Annotated in this window: 13 protein-coding genes; 12 read left to right on the top strand and 1 reads right to left on the bottom strand. The window is 74.0% G+C overall.

Going from position 1 to position 14,898, the window contains the following annotated elements; genetic code table 11:
- Nucleotides 1-29 precede the first annotated feature (29 nt).
- Complete coding sequence (locus LWC35_RS07065) at nucleotides 30-1,253, top strand: glycosyltransferase family 4 protein (RefSeq protein WP_269803703.1); 1,224 nt, start codon at nucleotides 30-32, stop codon at nucleotides 1,251-1,253.
- A gap of 1 nt (nucleotide 1,254) precedes the next feature.
- Nucleotides 1,255-2,352 (top strand): glycosyltransferase, encoded by a 1,098-nt coding sequence (locus LWC35_RS07060; protein ID WP_232869075.1) that lies wholly within the window; start codon nucleotides 1,255-1,257, stop codon nucleotides 2,350-2,352.
- A 22-nt stretch (nucleotides 2,353-2,374) separates the two neighbouring features.
- On the opposite strand, the gene bla is transcribed toward LWC35_RS07060, so the two are convergent.
- Nucleotides 2,375-3,265 (bottom strand): class A beta-lactamase, encoded by an 891-nt coding sequence (gene bla / locus LWC35_RS07055; RefSeq protein WP_232869074.1) that lies wholly within the window; start codon nucleotides 3,263-3,265, stop codon nucleotides 2,375-2,377.
- 87 nt (nucleotides 3,266-3,352) lie between these two features.
- On the opposite strand from bla, the gene LWC35_RS07050 reads away from it, so the two are divergent.
- The 10 genes from LWC35_RS07050 to LWC35_RS07005 all read left to right on the top strand — a co-directional run bounded on the left by LWC35_RS07050 (nucleotide 3,353) and on the right by LWC35_RS07005 (nucleotide 14,877).
- Nucleotides 3,353-3,928: a hypothetical protein gene (locus LWC35_RS07050; protein ID WP_232869073.1), complete on the top strand. Its 576-nt coding sequence runs from the start codon at nucleotides 3,353-3,355 to the stop codon at nucleotides 3,926-3,928.
- A gap of 286 nt (nucleotides 3,929-4,214) precedes the next feature.
- Entirely contained in the window at nucleotides 4,215-4,907 is a 693-nt protein-coding gene (locus LWC35_RS07045) for a demethylmenaquinone methyltransferase (RefSeq protein ID WP_232869072.1), read from the top strand.
- Between the two features lie 380 nt (nucleotides 4,908-5,287).
- A complete protein-coding gene (locus LWC35_RS07040) occupies nucleotides 5,288-6,676 on the top strand; it encodes a geranylgeranyl reductase family protein (RefSeq protein ID WP_232869071.1) in 1,389 nt (462 codons plus the stop codon).
- 138 nt (nucleotides 6,677-6,814) lie between these two features.
- Entirely contained in the window at nucleotides 6,815-7,180 is a 366-nt protein-coding gene (locus tag LWC35_RS07035) for an NADH-quinone oxidoreductase subunit A (protein ID WP_037053122.1), read from the top strand.
- A gap of 10 nt (nucleotides 7,181-7,190) precedes the next feature.
- A complete protein-coding gene (locus LWC35_RS07030) occupies nucleotides 7,191-7,742 on the top strand; it encodes a NuoB/complex I 20 kDa subunit family protein (protein WP_232869070.1) in 552 nt (183 codons plus the stop codon).
- A gap of 2 nt (nucleotides 7,743-7,744) precedes the next feature.
- The gene (locus LWC35_RS07025) at nucleotides 7,745-8,608 is read left to right on the top strand and encodes an NADH-quinone oxidoreductase subunit C (protein WP_232869069.1); all 864 of its coding nucleotides are present in this window, start codon (nucleotides 7,745-7,747) and stop codon (nucleotides 8,606-8,608) included.
- A gap of 232 nt (nucleotides 8,609-8,840) precedes the next feature.
- Entirely contained in the window at nucleotides 8,841-10,163 is a 1,323-nt protein-coding gene (locus LWC35_RS07020) for an NADH-quinone oxidoreductase subunit D (RefSeq protein WP_232869068.1), read from the top strand.
- Nucleotides 10,164-10,227: 64 nt separating this feature from the next.
- Nucleotides 10,228-11,046, top strand: coding sequence for an NADH-quinone oxidoreductase subunit NuoE (nuoE, locus tag LWC35_RS07015; RefSeq protein ID WP_232869067.1), 819 nt, complete (start codon nucleotides 10,228-10,230; stop codon nucleotides 11,044-11,046).
- Between the two features lies 1 nt (nucleotide 11,047).
- Nucleotides 11,048-12,406, top strand: a complete 1,359-nt coding sequence (gene nuoF, locus LWC35_RS07010) for an NADH-quinone oxidoreductase subunit NuoF (protein WP_232869066.1) — start codon at nucleotides 11,048-11,050, stop codon at nucleotides 12,404-12,406.
- A complete protein-coding gene (locus LWC35_RS07005) occupies nucleotides 12,403-14,877 on the top strand; it encodes an NADH-quinone oxidoreductase subunit G (RefSeq protein WP_232869065.1) in 2,475 nt (824 codons plus the stop codon). The genes nuoF and LWC35_RS07005 overlap by 4 nt, the downstream gene beginning before the upstream one ends.
- The last annotated feature ends 21 nt before the right edge of the window (nucleotides 14,878-14,898 follow it).

Below are 14,898 nucleotides of genomic sequence, written 5' to 3'. Positions count from 1 at the left end.
GGGGTGGGCCCGCGTGAACTCTCGCGCTGTTGTCCGGACGTTCCCCCGCAGGTCACGTCGCCGACGGCGGCTGGCGCGGCGGGCACGACAGCTTTCCCGACGTGCGTGTCGCGATCGTGTCCGAGTGCTTCCTCCCCGTGGTCAACGGCGTCACGAACTCGGTGCTGCGGGTGCTCGAGCACCTGCGCGACGCCGGGCACGACGTCCTCGTCGTGGCACCCGGTACCGACGAGCCGGACTCCCACGACGGCGTCCCCGTCGTCCGGGTGCCGGCGCTGGAGCTGCCGGTCGTGAGTTCGATGCCGGTGGGGGTGCCGAGCCGGCGGATCGTGAAGGCCCTGCGCGCCTTCCGGCCCGACGTCGTGCACCTGGCCGCGCCGTTCGTCGTCGGCGCCCGGGGGTTGTGGGCGGCCCGCCGGCTGGCGATCCCGACGGTCGCGGTCTACCAGACCGACGTCGCCGGGTTCGCCTCGTCGTACGGGCTCGGCCTGACGGCCCGCGCCGCCTGGCGCTGGACCTGCCGGCTGCACGCCCAGGCCGACCGGACGTTGGCGCCGTCCAGCTGGGCCACCGAGGCGTTGCGCGAGCGCGGGGTGCCGCGCGTGCACCAGTGGGCGCGCGGCGTCGACACCCGGCGGTTCACCCCGGCCCGCCGCTCGGCCGCGGTGCGCGAACGGCTCGCGCCGAACGGCGAGCTGCTGGTCGGCTACGTCGGCCGGCTCGCCCCGGAGAAGCAGGTGGAGCGGCTGGCGACACTCCGCGCGATGCCCGGGACCCGGCTCGTGGTGGTCGGCGCCGGGCCCAGCGAGGAGCGGCTGCGGGCGGCGCTGCCCGACGCGGCGTTCCTCGGCTTCCGGGGCGGCGACGAGCTGGCCGAGCTGTACGCCTCCCTCGACGTGTTCGTCCACACCGGCCCCGCCGAGACCTTCTGCCAGGCGGTGCAGGAGGCGCTGGCCTCCGGGCTCCCGGTCGTCGCGCCCGACGCCGGCGGCCCGCGCGACCTCGTCCTGCCCGGCAGGACCGGTTACCTCGTCCCGCCCCTGCCCGACGACGAGGCGGGCCGGCCCGCCGCCGACGCCGCCCTGCGCGCCGCGGTCGACCGGCTCCGCGACCCGGGCCTGCGGGCCGAGTTCGGGGCGGCCGCGCGCCGCTCGGTCCTGCGCCGCACCTGGTCCACGGTGTGCGACGAGCTGGTCGGCCACTACTGCGAGGTCTCCGGCCTGACCGGGTACGTGCACGACGAGGCCGCCTGACGTGCGGATCGTCCAGCTCGCCAACTTCTACGGGCCGCGCTCGGGCGGCCTGCGCACCGCGCTCGACGCCCTCGGCACCGGGTACGCCGCCCGCGGCCACGAGGTCGTGCTGGTCGTGCCCGGCCCGCGCGCCGAGGACCGCCCGCTGCCGAACGGCACGCGCCGGATCACGATCCCGGCGCCGCGGATCCCGGCGACCGGCGGCTACCGGGCCGTCGACCCCTGGCGGGTGCAGCGGCTGCTCGAACGCCTGCGGCCCGACGCCCTGGAGGTTTCCGACCGGCTCACATTGCGCGGCCTGGGGGCCTGGGCGGCGCGGCGCGGGATCCCGAGCGTGGTGATCTCGCACGAGCGGCTCGACCGGCTGCTGCACCAGTTCCTGCTGCCCGAGCGCGCCGCACGCCGGGTGGCCGACCACGCCAACGCGCGCATGGCGGCCGCCTACGACACGGTCGTCTGCACCACGGGGTTCGCGCGGGCGGAGTTCGACCGGATCGGGGTGCGCAACGTCCGGCAGGTCCCGCTCGGCGTGGACCTCGCGACCTTCTCCCCGCTGCGGCACGACGCGTCGCTGCGCGCACGGTTGGGCGGGGGCGCCGACGCGCTGCTCGTCCACTGCGGCCGGTTGTCGCCGGAGAAGCACCCGGAGCGCAGCATCGACACGGTCGCCGCACTGTGCGACGCCGGGCACCGGGTCCGGCTGGTCGTCGCCGGCGACGGGCCGCGGCGGGCGGCGCTGGAGAGGCGGGCGGCCGGGCTGCCCGTGTCGTTCCTCGGGTTCGTGCCGGACCGGGCTCGACTGGCGACCCTGCTGGCGTCGGCCGACGTCTCGCTCGCCCCCGGCCCGCACGAGACGTTCGGGCTCTCCGCGCTGGAGTCGCTGGCCAGCGGCACGCCGGTCGTGGTGTCGCGGTCCTCCGCGCTGCCCGAGATCGTCGGCGACCCCGGGGCCGAGGACTCCCCGGAGGACTTCGCCCGCGGCGTCACGACCCACCTCGCCGCCGACGAGGGGGTGCGCCGCAGCACCGCCCGTACCCGGGCCGAGGGCTACGGCTGGCCCGCCGCGGTGGACCGCATGCTGGCCGCCCTCCTCCCGTGAGCGACCCCCGGGCCGGGTCGGATCAGCCGAAGGCCCGGGCGACGATCCGGGCGGCCTCGGCGACCGTCGGTGCGGCGTCGACGTCGGGGCTCGGCGGCTCGGTGTAGACGGCGATCACCAGCGGGGCGCGGCCGGGCGGCCAGACGACGGCGACGTCGTTGACCTCGCCCCGCGCGCCCGCCCCGGTCTTGTCCCCGACCACCCAGTCCGCGGGCAGCCCGGCCCTGATGCGGGTCGCCCCGGTGGTGTTGGCCCTGAGCCAGCCGACGAGGAGGTCCCGGTTCTCGGCGGCGAGGCCGTCGTCGAGGGCGAAGAGGCGGATGTTCGCGGCCATCCGCGCGGGGGTGGAGGTGTCCAGGTCGCCGTCGCGGACGTTGAGTGCGGTCTCGGTGCGCTCCATCCGGCTGATCGGATCGCCCGCGGAGCGCACGAACGCCGTGACCCGGGCCGGCCCGCCCAGGACGCCGAGCAGCAGGTTCATGGCCGTGTTGTCGCTGAGGGTGAGGGCGGCGCGGCAGAGGTCGCCGACGGTCATCGACGTGTGCTTCCCCGTCTCCGGCGAGTTGGCGACGAGGTCGGCCGGGGTGTACGACACCTGCTGCTCGAGGATGTCCGGTTCGTCCGGGCGTCGGTGGAGGACCGCGGCGGCGACCAGCAGCTTCCCGGTGGAGCACAGCAGGAAGCGCTCGTCCGCGCGGTGGCCGAGCGCGGCGCCGGAGCCGGTGTCCACCGCGGAGAGCCCGAGGCGGCCGCCCGCCCGCCGTTCGAGCTCGGCCAGCTCGGCCTGGGCCGGTGCGGGGTCGAAGGCGGGTGCGGCCGGCGGGACGGCCCTGTCCGCGCAGCCGGCGGCGAGCGCGCCGAGGCCCGCCAGCCCGGCGAGCAGGACCGCGCGGCGGGGGAGCGTGACGATCATCTGACGCACCGTAGGAGTTCGTGCACGCTCCGTCCTCCGTAGAGTCACGGATGCCCGGCGCCGTGCGGCCGGGCGAGGCTGCTGGGCATGAACAGGACCGTGGTGGTCGAGCCCACCGGCGAGCACGCGACGATCGACACCGCCCTGGCCCGCGACGCGATCGCCGGGCTCCTCGACACCGACCCCGACGTCCGACGGCAGGTGGCCGAGCTGGTCCAGCTGGAACCGGAGCGCCTCGCGCCGCCCGTGCTGTACGCGCTCTCGGAGGTGCTGCTCGACCGGGGCCGCCCGGCCGACGCGGCCTTCTGGTTCCACGCCGGGCAGGTCCGCGCCCGCTTCGACGCCCGCCGGTGCACCGACCCCACGGCGGCGGCCGCGGTCGAAGCCCTCGACGAGCGCTTCGGCGGGCCCGTCAACCGCTTCGCCTTCACCGACCCGGAACGGCTGCGGCGCACCGTCGTCCGCGCGGTCGCCTGGGACCGCCGCACCCCGCACCACTACGACCACCGCTGGATCGCGCTGCACGGGATGAGCGCCTACCTCGGCTCCGCGGGCCCGCTCTCGGTGCCGGAGGAGGAGTGGGACGCCCTCGCCGCCCGCACCCGCGCCGACTACCTCGCAGGCCTCCGCATCGCCCTCCGCTCGGTCCCTCACCCCCGCTGACCCGAGAACGCCGACCCGATGACGTGGGAGTGCCGACTCGCGTGACCAGAACTCCCGACTCGCGCGTCCGAAGCTCCCGACTCGCGGGAGTGGGGCCGTCGTTCCCGCGAGTCGGGAGTTCTTGCAGCGCGAGTCGGGAGTTCCTGCAGCGCGAGTCGGGAGTTCTTGCAGCGCGAGTCGGGAGCACATGCCGCGCGAGTCGGGGTGGGGGCGGCGGTGAGTCGGGGCCGGGCCGCCCTTCCGGCCCACGGGCGGGTGCTCGGGGCGGGGCCGTAGGGTTTCGGCCGTGGGCAGGGCCGAGCTCGACAAGGACCCGCACGACGTCGCGGCGATGTTCGACGGCGTCGCGCGGCGCTACGACCTCACCAACACCGTCCTGACCGCCGGGCAGGACCGGCGCTGGCGGCGGCTGACCCGGGAGGCCCTGGAGCTGCAGCCCGGACAGCGGGTGCTGGACCTGGCCGCCGGGACCGCCGTGTCGACGGTCGAGCTGGCGAAGTCCGGGGCCTGGACCGTCGCCGCCGACTTCTCGCTCGGGATGCTGAAGGCCGGGGCGCAGCGCCCGGTGCCGAAGGTCGCCGCGGACGCGCTCCACCTGCCGTTCGCCGACGGTGCCTTCGACGCCGTCACCATCAGCTTCGGCCTGCGCAACGTCGCCGACACCGCCCGCGCCCTCGCCGAGCTCGCCCGCGTCACCCGGCCCGGCGGCCGGCTCGTGGTGTGCGAGTTCGGCACCCCGACCTGGACGCCGTACCGGATCGCCTACCAGGACCTCGTGCTGCGCCGCGTCCTCCCGGCGATCGCGCGCCGGGTCGCGTCGAACGCCGAGGCCTACACGTACCTCAGCGACTCGATCCTCGACTGGCACCCGCAGCGCCGCCTCGCGGAGATCGTCGCGGGGGCGGGCTGGTCCCGCGTGGCCTGGCGCGACCTCGCCGGTGGGGCCGTTGCGCTCCACCGCGCCACCAAGCCCGCCTGACATCCGGACCGCGTCGGACCGCGTCGGACCGCGCCGGACCGCGCCGGACCGCGCCGCCCTCGTCCGGCGCCGTCCCCACCCCGCCGTCGAGCCGCCTGGTGAACCCCGGCACAGCAAGGGTTCCCCTCGGACCCGCGGAGGCCGACAGCGCGACTCGCGGGAGCCCAGGGGCGCGACCCGGGGGAGCAGACAGCCCGACTCCCAGCAGCCCGGAGCCCGACTCGCAGGTGGCGGAAAGTGCGACTCGCGGGGGGCCGGGGCGATCTTCGAGGTGATCACTCCGCAGCCCGCGACCCGATCGGTCGGGGGTGCCTGGACATCGCGCCGAACTTCGTGAAACAGTTCACAAGAACCTCGTGAACCAGTTCACAAGGAGCGGAATGCAGGCGCCCGAGCCCACCACCACCGGCGCCGCGGCCCCGCAGGCCGCGGGCGTACCCGGTGCTGCCGGAGCCGCGGGCGCCGTCGGAACCGCGCGGACGGCCGACGCGGACGTGCTCGTAGTCGGCGCCGGGCCCGCGGGCTCGACGGCCGCGGCCCACCTCGCGCGCGCCGGCCTCGACGTGCTGGTGCTGGAGAAGGCGACCTTCCCCCGCCCCAAGGTCTGCGGCGACGGCTTCACCCCGCGGGGCATGAAGCAGATCATCGACCTGGGCATCGACTGCTCCGAGGAGAACGGCTGGCTGCACAACCGCGGCCTGCGCGTGGTCGCCGGCGGGGTGAGCCTCGACCTGCCCTGGCCCACGCTCGCGAGCTTCCCCGACTTCGGCGCCGTCCGCCCCCGGCAGGACTTCGACGAGCTGCTGGCCCGGCACGCGGAGAGGCAGGGGGCGCGGCTGCGCGAGGCCACCACGGTCACCGCCGCGGTCACGGACGAGCGCACGGGCCGTGTCGTCGGCGTCGAGGGCCACGAGGGTCCGGACAAGCGCCCGGTGTCCTACCGCGCCCCGCTGACCCTGGCCTGCGACGGCGTCTCGGCCCGGGTCGCGCTCTCGCTCGGCATCGCGAAGGACGACCGCAAGCCGCTCGGGGTCGCCGTCCGGCGCTACTACGCGAGCCCCCGCACCCACGACGACCACCTCGAGACCCACCTCGAGATCTGGGACCGCTCCGACCCGGAGCACCCGCGGCTCCTCCCCGGCTACGGGTGGATCTTCGGGATGGGCGACGGCACGTCCAACGTCGGGCTCGGCGTCCTCGCCACCGACCGCAAGGGCGCCGGCTCCTGGGACTACCGGGCGCTGCTGCGGTCCTGGCTGGACGGGCTGCCGGAGGAGTGGGGCTACCGGGAGGAGACCGCCGTCGGCGGCATCGGTGGCGCCGCCCTGCCGATGGGCTTCAACCGGACCCCGCACTACCGGCCCGGCCTGCTCCTCGTCGGCGACGCCGGGGGCATGGTGAACCCGCTCAACGGCGAGGGCATCGCCTACGCGATGGAGTCCGCCACGGTGGCCGCCCGGTGCGCGGTGCAGGCCCTCGCCCGGTCCGGCGAGTCCCGGGAGGCGGCGCTGGCCGCCTACCCGCGGGAGATCAGCCGGGCGCTCGGCCGGTACTACCGGCTCGGCACCGTGGCCGCCCGGCTGATCGGCAACCCGACCGTGATGCGCGTGGCCACGCGGCACGGCCTGCCCCGGCGCTCGGTCATGCAGGCGCTGCTCAAGCTGCTCGCCAACCTCTACGACGACCCGACCACCGCGCGCGACCGGAAGGAGGGGGAGTGGAGCGACCGCATACTCGGCGCGTTGACCCGGCTCACCCCGGCGCTCTGAGATCCCGGGGACGGGACCGGTAAGGCGGGCCTGACCACCCCGACGTGACCCCGCACACGTAGGGTCACGGCGCGGACCGGCCAGGTCACCGACCGCCACGAACAGACCAGTCGGCAGTGCAGACAACGAAGGTGCACGATGCTCGATCCCTATCTCGCGTTGTTCCTGATGTTCGTCCTCGCGGGGGCGTTCGCGTTGTTCTCGGTGACGGCCGCCCCGTACGTCGGGCCGCGCCGGTACAACCGCGCCAAGCTGGACTCCTACGAGTGCGGGATCGAGCCCTCGCCCAAGCCGGTGGTGGGTGCCGGCCGGATGCCGGTCGCCTACTACCTGACGGCGATGCTGTTCATCCTCTTCGACATCGAGATGGTCTTCCTCTACCCGTTCGCGGTGAACGCGGACGCGCTCGGCCTGTTCGGCCTGGTGGAGATCGTCCTGTTCATCGTCACCGTGGGGTTCGCGTACGCGTACGTGTGGCGCCGCGGCGGGCTCGACTGGAACTAGGGGAACCGCAATGGGACTCGAGGAGCACCTGCCCAGCGGTGTCCTGCTGACCAGCGTGGAGAAGCTGGTCAACTGGACCCGCAAGTCGTCGCTCTGGCCCGCGACCTTCGGTCTGGCCTGCTGCGCGATCGAGATGATGACCACCGGTGCACCGCGCTACGACCTGGCCCGGTTCGGCATGGAGGTCTTCCGGGCCTCGCCGCGCCAGGCCGACCTGATGATCGTGGCCGGCCGGGTGAGCAACAAGATGGCGCCGGTGCTGCGGCAGATCTACGACCAGATGCCCGAACCACGGTGGGTGCTGGCGATGGGCGTCTGCGCCAGCTCCGGCGGGATGTTCAACAACTACGCGGTCGTCCAGGGCGTCGACCACGTGGTGCCGGTCGACATGTACCTCCCCGGCTGCCCGCCGCGCCCGGAGATGCTCATGGACGCGATCCTCAAGATCCACGCGAAGATCATGGACGAGCCGCTCGGCAGCAAGCGGGCGGCGGAGCTGGCCGCCAGCGGGCACAAGACGGAGCTCGTCCCCTCGTCCATCAAGTACGCGAAGAAGAAGTAGTCATGACGGAACCCACGGGAACGTCCAAGGACGACCAGGAGCCCACCGGCGGGAAGCAGTCCTCGGCCGAGGCGAGCGGTGCGGCCACCGAGGAGCAGCGCGCCCGCGGCGGCGAGCCGCCGCGCGAGGGCGAGGTGGAGCAGAGCACCGACGGCGCGGCCGACACCGCGCCGGAGGGCGGCACCCGGCTCGCCCCGACCCGCGAGCGCCGCGGCATGTTCGGCGTCCGCGGCACCGGCGACACCTCCGGCTTCGGCGGACTCACGCTCCCCGGTTACGCCCCGGCCCCGGCCGAGCGGCCGTACGGCGGATGGTTCGACGAGCTGGCCGACGAGCTCGCCGAGGCCATGGACCGCAAGGGGATCGCGCGCGCCGCGGTCCGGCAGATCACGATCGACCGCGGCGAGATCACGTTCTACGTGGAGCGTGAGCGGATCCTCGAGGTGTGCCGTCTGCTGCGGGACGAGCCGGCGCTGCGCTTCGAGCTGTTGTCGAGCGTGTCCGGGGTGGACTACACCGCGCCCGGCGGCACGGGCGCGCCGCCGGTGCGCCAGCCGCTGCACGTCGTCTACCAGCTGCTGTCGATGACCTACCGGCGGCGGATCCGGCTCGAGGTCGCGCTCGACGTGGACGACCCGCACGTGCCCAGCGTCGTCGAGGTCTACCCGACGGCGGACTGGCACGAGCGCGAGACCTGGGACATGTTCGGCGTGGTCTTCGACGGCCACCCCGCGCTGACCCGGATCCTCATGCCGGACGACTGGCAGGGCCACCCGCAGCGCAAGGACTACCCGCTGGGCGGGATCCCCGTGGAGTACAAGGGCGCAGAGATCCCGCCGCCCGACGAGCGGAGGGCGTACTCGTGAACGGCTTCCTGGCGCCGGGATCCCGGCAGCGGGGCGACGAGCGAAGGGCGTACTCGTGAACGGCTTCCTGGCGCCGGGATCCCGGCTGCGGGGCGACGAGCGGAGGGCGTACTCGTGAACGGCTTCCTGGCGCCGGGATCCCGGCTGCGGGGCGACGAGCGGAGGGCGTACTCGTGAACGGCTTCCTGGCGCCGGGATCCCGGCTGCGGGGCGACGAGCGGAAGGCGGACTCGTGACGACCGATCCTTATGCCGAGTCGCGGGAGACCACCGAGGGCACCGTCTACACGGTCACAGGCGGCGACTGGGACTCGTTGCTGGACAGCGTGTCCGCCGACGAGCACGACGACCGCATCGTGATCAACATGGGCCCGCAGCACCCGTCGACGCACGGCGTGCTGCGGCTCGTGCTGGAGCTCGAGGGCGAGACCGTGACGCAGGCCCGGTCGGTGATCGGCTACCTGCACACCGGCATCGAGAAGAACTGCGAGTACCGGAACTGGACCCAGGGCGTCACCTTCGTGACGCGCATGGACTACCTGGCACCGCTGTTCAACGAGGCCGCCTACTGCCTCGGCGTCGAGAAGCTGCTCGAGGTCGAGGCGCCGCGCCGGGCGCAGCTCATCCGCGTGCTGCTCATGGAGATCAACCGGATCGGGTCGCACCTCGTGTGCCTGGCGACGGGCGGTATGGAGCTCGGCGCGCTCACCGGCATGACGGCCGGGTTCCGCGAGCGCGAGGAGGTCCTGCACCTGCTCGAGTACCTGACGGGGCTGCGGATGAACCACGCGTTCATCCGGCCCGGCGGACTCGCCCAGGACCTCCCCGAGGACTGGAAGGAGAAGGTCACCGATTTCGTCAAGGTGATGAAATCGCGCCTCCCCGACTACGACAAGCTCCTCACCGGCCAGCCGATCTGGAAGCAGCGCCTGCAGGGCGTCGGGTACCTGCCGGTCGACGGCTGCCTGGCGCTCGGCGCCACCGGCCCGATCCTGCGCAGCGCGGGCCTGCCCTGGGACCAGCGCAAGATCGAGCCGTACTCCTGCTACGAGGAGTTCGACTTCGAGGTCCCGACGGCGACCGAGGCGGACTGCTACGCCCGCTACCGGCTGCGGGTCGCCGAGATCCACGAGTCGCTGAAGATCATCGAGCAGGCCGTGGCGAAGATCGAGCCCGGCCCGGTGATGGTGGAGGACCGCAAGATCGCGTGGCCCGCCCAGCTGTCCCTCGGCAGCGACGGCATGGGCAACTCGCTCGAGCACGTCCGGAAGATCATGGGGCAGTCGATGGAGTCCCTGATCCACCACTTCAAGCTGGTCACCGAGGGCTTCCACGTCCCGCCGGGGCAGGTGTACTCGTGCGTCGAGTCGCCGCGCGGCGAGCTGGGCTACCACCTCGTGTCCGACGGCGGTACGCGCCCGGTGCGCGTCCACGTCCGGGATCCCAGCTTCGTCAACCTGCAGACCATGCCGGCGATGAGCGAGGGCGGCATGGTCGCCGACGTCATCGCCGCCGTCGCGAGCATCGACCCCGTCATGGGAGGTGTGGACCGGTGACCCGTCGACCGAGCTTGCGAGGGCGCCAGATAGCGCCGTCCACGGAGCGCAGCGGAGTGGCGCGATGACACTGCCCGAGGGGACACCCGAGAAGCTGCCCGGGCCCGCGGCCCCGGCGGAGCGGACCTGGGAGGCCCGGCCCGACCAGCACCCCGTCTCGCCGACGTTCGACGAGCTCACCCGCCGGCGGGCGAAGGAGGTCATCGCCCGTTACCCGGTGGCGCGTTCGGCGCTGCTGCCGTTGCTGCACCTCGTGCAGTCGGTGGAGGGATACGTCAGCCAGGACGGCATCCGGTTCTGCGCCGAGCAGCTCGAGCTGACGACCGCCGAGGTCAGCGCGGTGGCGACGTTCTACACCATGTACAAGCGCACCCCCTGTGGTGAGCACCTGGTGAGCGTCTGCACCAACACCCTGTGCGCGGCGCTCGGCGGCGACGCGATCTACCGCAGCCTGGGCGAGGCCCTCGGCGAGCCGGGCCGCCCGCTCGGCCACGAGGAGACGGCGGGCGAGCCCGGCTCGCCCGGGTCGATCACGCTGGAGCACGCGGAGTGCCTGGCGGCCTGCGACCTCGCTCCGGTGCTGCAGGTCAACTACGAGTACTACGACAACCAGACCCCGGAGTCGGCCGTCGCGCTCGTCGAGGCGCTGCGCCGCGGCGAGAAGCCGCCGCCGACCCGCGGGGCCCCGCTGACGGACCTGCGCACGGTCGAGCTGGAGCTGGCCGGGTTCACCGACGACGAGACGGTCGCCGCGGCGGCCGTCGCCGGCCCCTCGGCCGCGCCGGAGTCCCTGCGCGGGACCGCGCTCGCCGCCGAGCGCGGCTGGGCCGCTCCCGCCCTGCCCGACGAGCCCCCGGCCCTGCCGCCTCTCCCGGAGAAGTGAGATGAGCGCACCCGACACGACCCCCGACACCCTCACCCCGGTCCTCACCCGCCGGTGGTCCGAGGAGCGGTCCTGGACGCTGGAGACCTACGAGCGGACCGGCGGCTACCGCGCCCTGCGCACCGCGCTGGCGGCGCACCCGGACCAGCTGATCACGCTGGTGAAGGACTCCGGCCTGCGCGGCCGCGGCGGCGCCGGCTTCCCGACGGGCATGAAGTGGTCCTTCATGCCGCAGGGTGCCGAGGGCCCGGGCGCCAAGCCGAAGTACCTCGTGGTCAACGCCGACGAGGGCGAGCCGGGGACCTGCAAGGACATCCCGACGATGATGGCGGACCCGCACTCGCTCATCGAGGGCTGCATCATCACCAGCTACGCGATCCGCGCGAACTTCTGCGCGATCTACGTGCGCGGGGAGGCGCTGCACCCGATCCGCCGGGTCCGCGCCGCGGTCGCCGAGGCCTACGCGCAGGGCTACCTCGGCAAGGACGTCCTCGGGAGCGGGTTCGACCTGGACATCGTGGTGCACGCCGGCGCGGGCGCGTACATCTGCGGCGAGGAGACTGCCCTGCTCGACTCGCTCGAGGGCCGCCGCGGCCAGCCCCGGCTCAAGCCGCCCTTCCCGGCCACGGCCGGGCTGTACGCGTCGCCCACGGTGGTCAACAACGTGGAGACGATCGCGTCGGTGCCGTTCATCGTGGCCGGCGGCTCGGACTGGTTCCGCACGATGGGCTCGGAGAAGTCGCCGGGCCCGAAGATCTACTCGGTGTCGGGCCACGTCGAGCGGCCCGGCCAGTACGAGGCCCCGATGGGCACCACGCTGCGCACGCTGCTGGAGCTGGCCGGCGGGATGAAGGACGGGATCCCGCTCAAGTTCTGGACGCCGGGCGGCAGCTCCACCCCGATGTTCACCGCCGAGCACCTCGACGTCCCCCTCGACTTCGAAGGCGCGGCGGGCGCGGGCTCGATGCTGGGGACCACCGCGGTGCAGGTCTTCAACGAGACCGTCTCGGTGCCGTGGGCGGTCATGAAGTGGACCGAGTTCTACAAGCACGAGAGCTGCGGCAAGTGCACGCCGTGCCGGGAGGGCACCTACTGGCTGGTGCAGATCCTGGAGCGGATGGTGCACGGCGAGGGCACCCCGGAGGACGTCGAGACCATGCTCGACGTCTGCGACAACATCCTCGGCCGCTCCTTCTGCGCGTTGGGCGACGGCGCCACCAGCCCGATCACCAGCGCGATCAAGTACTTCCGCCAGGAGTTCCTGGACCTGATCGCCGAGCAGCCCGCGGTCGCGCGGCCGGAGCAGCTGGCGGACGTGGAGCGGGCGGACGGCACCGAGCTGAGTGGGGTTTCAGCATGACAGTCGAGGCCACGAAGCCGGGGGGTGCTCGGGCGGAGCCTCCCGAGGGTCACGTGCGGCTGACCATCGACGGCATCGAGGTCGATGCGCCCAAGGGTGAGATCCTCATCCGCACCTGTGAGCGGCTGGGCATCATCGTCCCGCGGTTCTGCGACCACCCGCTGCTCGACCCGGCGGGCGCCTGCCGACAGTGCCTGGTCGAGGTGGAGATGGGCGGCCGGCCGATGCCGAAGCCGCAGGCCAGCTGCACCATGACCGTGGCCGACGGGATGGTGGTGAAGACCCAGCACACCTCGCCGGTGGCCGACAAGGCCCAGCAGGGCGTGATGGAGCTGCTGCTCATCAACCACCCGCTGGACTGCCCGATCTGCGACAAGGGCGGCGAGTGCCCGCTGCAGAACCAGGCCATGTCGAGCGGCCGCACGGACTCGCGGTTCGTCGAGACCAAGCGGACCTTCCCCAAGCCGCTGCCGATCAGCTCCCAGGTGCTCCTCGACCGCGAGCGCTGCGTGCTCTGCCAGCGCTGCACCCGCTTCTCCGAGCAGATCGCCGGCGACCCGTTCATCGACCTGCTCGAGCGCGGCGCGAACCAGCAGATCGGCACCGCCGAGGACAAGCCCTTCCAGAGCTACTTCTCCGGCAACACGATCCAGATCTGCCCGGTCGGCGCGCTGACCAGCGCGGCCTACCGGTTCCGCTCCCGGCCGTTCGACCTGCGCTCCACCCCGAGCGTGTGCGAGCACTGCAGCTCCGGCTGCGCGCAGCGCAACGACTCCCGGCGCGGCACGGTGATGCGCCGGCTCGCGGGCAACGATCCCGAGGTCAACGAGGAGTGGAACTGCGACAAGGGCCGGTTCGCCTTCCGGTACCTGCAGTCCAAGGAGCGGATCACCCGCCCGCTCGTCCGGGACGCCTCGGGGCAGCTGGTGGAGGCCTCGTGGACCGAGGCGCTGCGGATCGCGGCGCAGGGCCTGCTGGCGGCGCGGGCGCAGCGGGGGATCGGCGTGCTGGCCGGCGGTCGGCTGACCGTCGAGGACGCCTACGCCTACGCCAAGTTCGCCCGGGTCGCCGCCGGCACGCACGACGTCGACTTCCGCGCCCGCCCGCACAGCGCCGAGGAGCTGGAGTTCCTCGCCACCACGCTGGGCACCACCCCGGAGACCGGGGTGAGCTTCGCGGCGGTCGAGGCGGCGCCGTCCGTCCTCACGGTCGGGCTCGACCTCGAGGAGGAGGCGGGGATCGTCTTCCTCCGCATCCGCAAGGCCGTCCGCAAGCGGGGGCAGAAGGTCTTCGAGCTCGGGCAGTGGACCACCGCGGGGGCCCGCAAGACGAAGGCCACGCTGGTCCGGTCGGTCCCGGGCGCCGAGGCCGCGGTGCTGCGCGAGCTCGCGGCGGCCACCGACGACGCCGGCAAGCAGCTGGTCGACGCCTTGTCCGCGCCGGGCGCGGTGATCCTCGTCGGCGACCGCGCCGCCGAGGTGCCCGGCCTGCACTCGGCGGTGGCCGCGCTCGCCACCCGGACGGGCGCGAAGGTCGCCTGGATCCCGCGCCGGGCCGGGGACCGCGGTGCCCTGGAGGCCGGCGCGGTCCCGACGCTGCTGCCCGGCGGCCGCCCGGTCGGCGAGGCCGCGGCCCGCGCCGAGGTGGAGCGGGCCTGGGGCCTCCCGGCGGGGTCGCTGCCCGCAACCCCCGGCCGCAGCACGGACGAGATCGTGGCCGCGGCCGCCGCCGGCGAGCTGTCCGCCCTGGTCGTCGGTGGGGTGGACCCGCACGACCTGGCCGACCCCGCCGTCGCGCTCGTGGCGCTGGAGAAGGTCGGCTTCCTGGTCAGCCTGGAGCTGCACGCCTCGGCGGTCACCGAGCGCGCGGACGTCGTGCTGCCGGTCGCACCCGACGCCCAGCGCGAGGGCAGCTACCTGAACTGGGAGGGCCGCCGCCGGCCGTTCGGTGTCACGCTCGACGCCAGCGGCGTGCTGCCGGACTGCCGGGTGCTGGACACCCTGGCCGTCGAGATGGACGAGGACCTGTTCACGCAGACGCCGGCGGCCGCGGCGGGCGAGCTCGAGCGGCTCGGCCGGTACACCGGCTCCGCCGCCGCGCCGACGGCCGAACCCGGGCCGACGCCGCGCCCGGCGCAGGTCGGGCAGGCCGTGCTCGCGACCTGGCGGCAGCTCGTCGACCAGGGCTCGCTGCTGGTCGACGAGCCCGCCCTGGCCGGGACGGCCCGACCGCCGCGGGTGCGCACCAACGCGGCGACCGCCGAGCGCCTCGGGCTCGTCGAGGGCGAGGCGGCCTCGGTCGCGACCGACCGCGGCGCGATCACCCTGCAGGTGGAGCTGGCGGACCTGCCCGACGGCGTGGTCTGGCTCCCCGCGAACTCACCCGGCTCGGCGGTGCGCAGCACCCTCGGCGTCGGGCACGGCGCCCTGGTCCGGGTCGCCCCCGCCGGTGTTCTCGGAGGTGCGCGGTGAACCCCGCGATCGACCCCGTCG

The organism is Pseudonocardia kujensis (genome assembly GCF_021283305.1).
Lineage (GTDB): Bacteria > Actinomycetota > Actinomycetes > Mycobacteriales > Pseudonocardiaceae > Pseudonocardia > Pseudonocardia kujensis.
The sequence above is the reverse complement of the archived record's forward strand: the minus strand, read 5'-3'. Positions and strand labels throughout refer to the sequence as shown.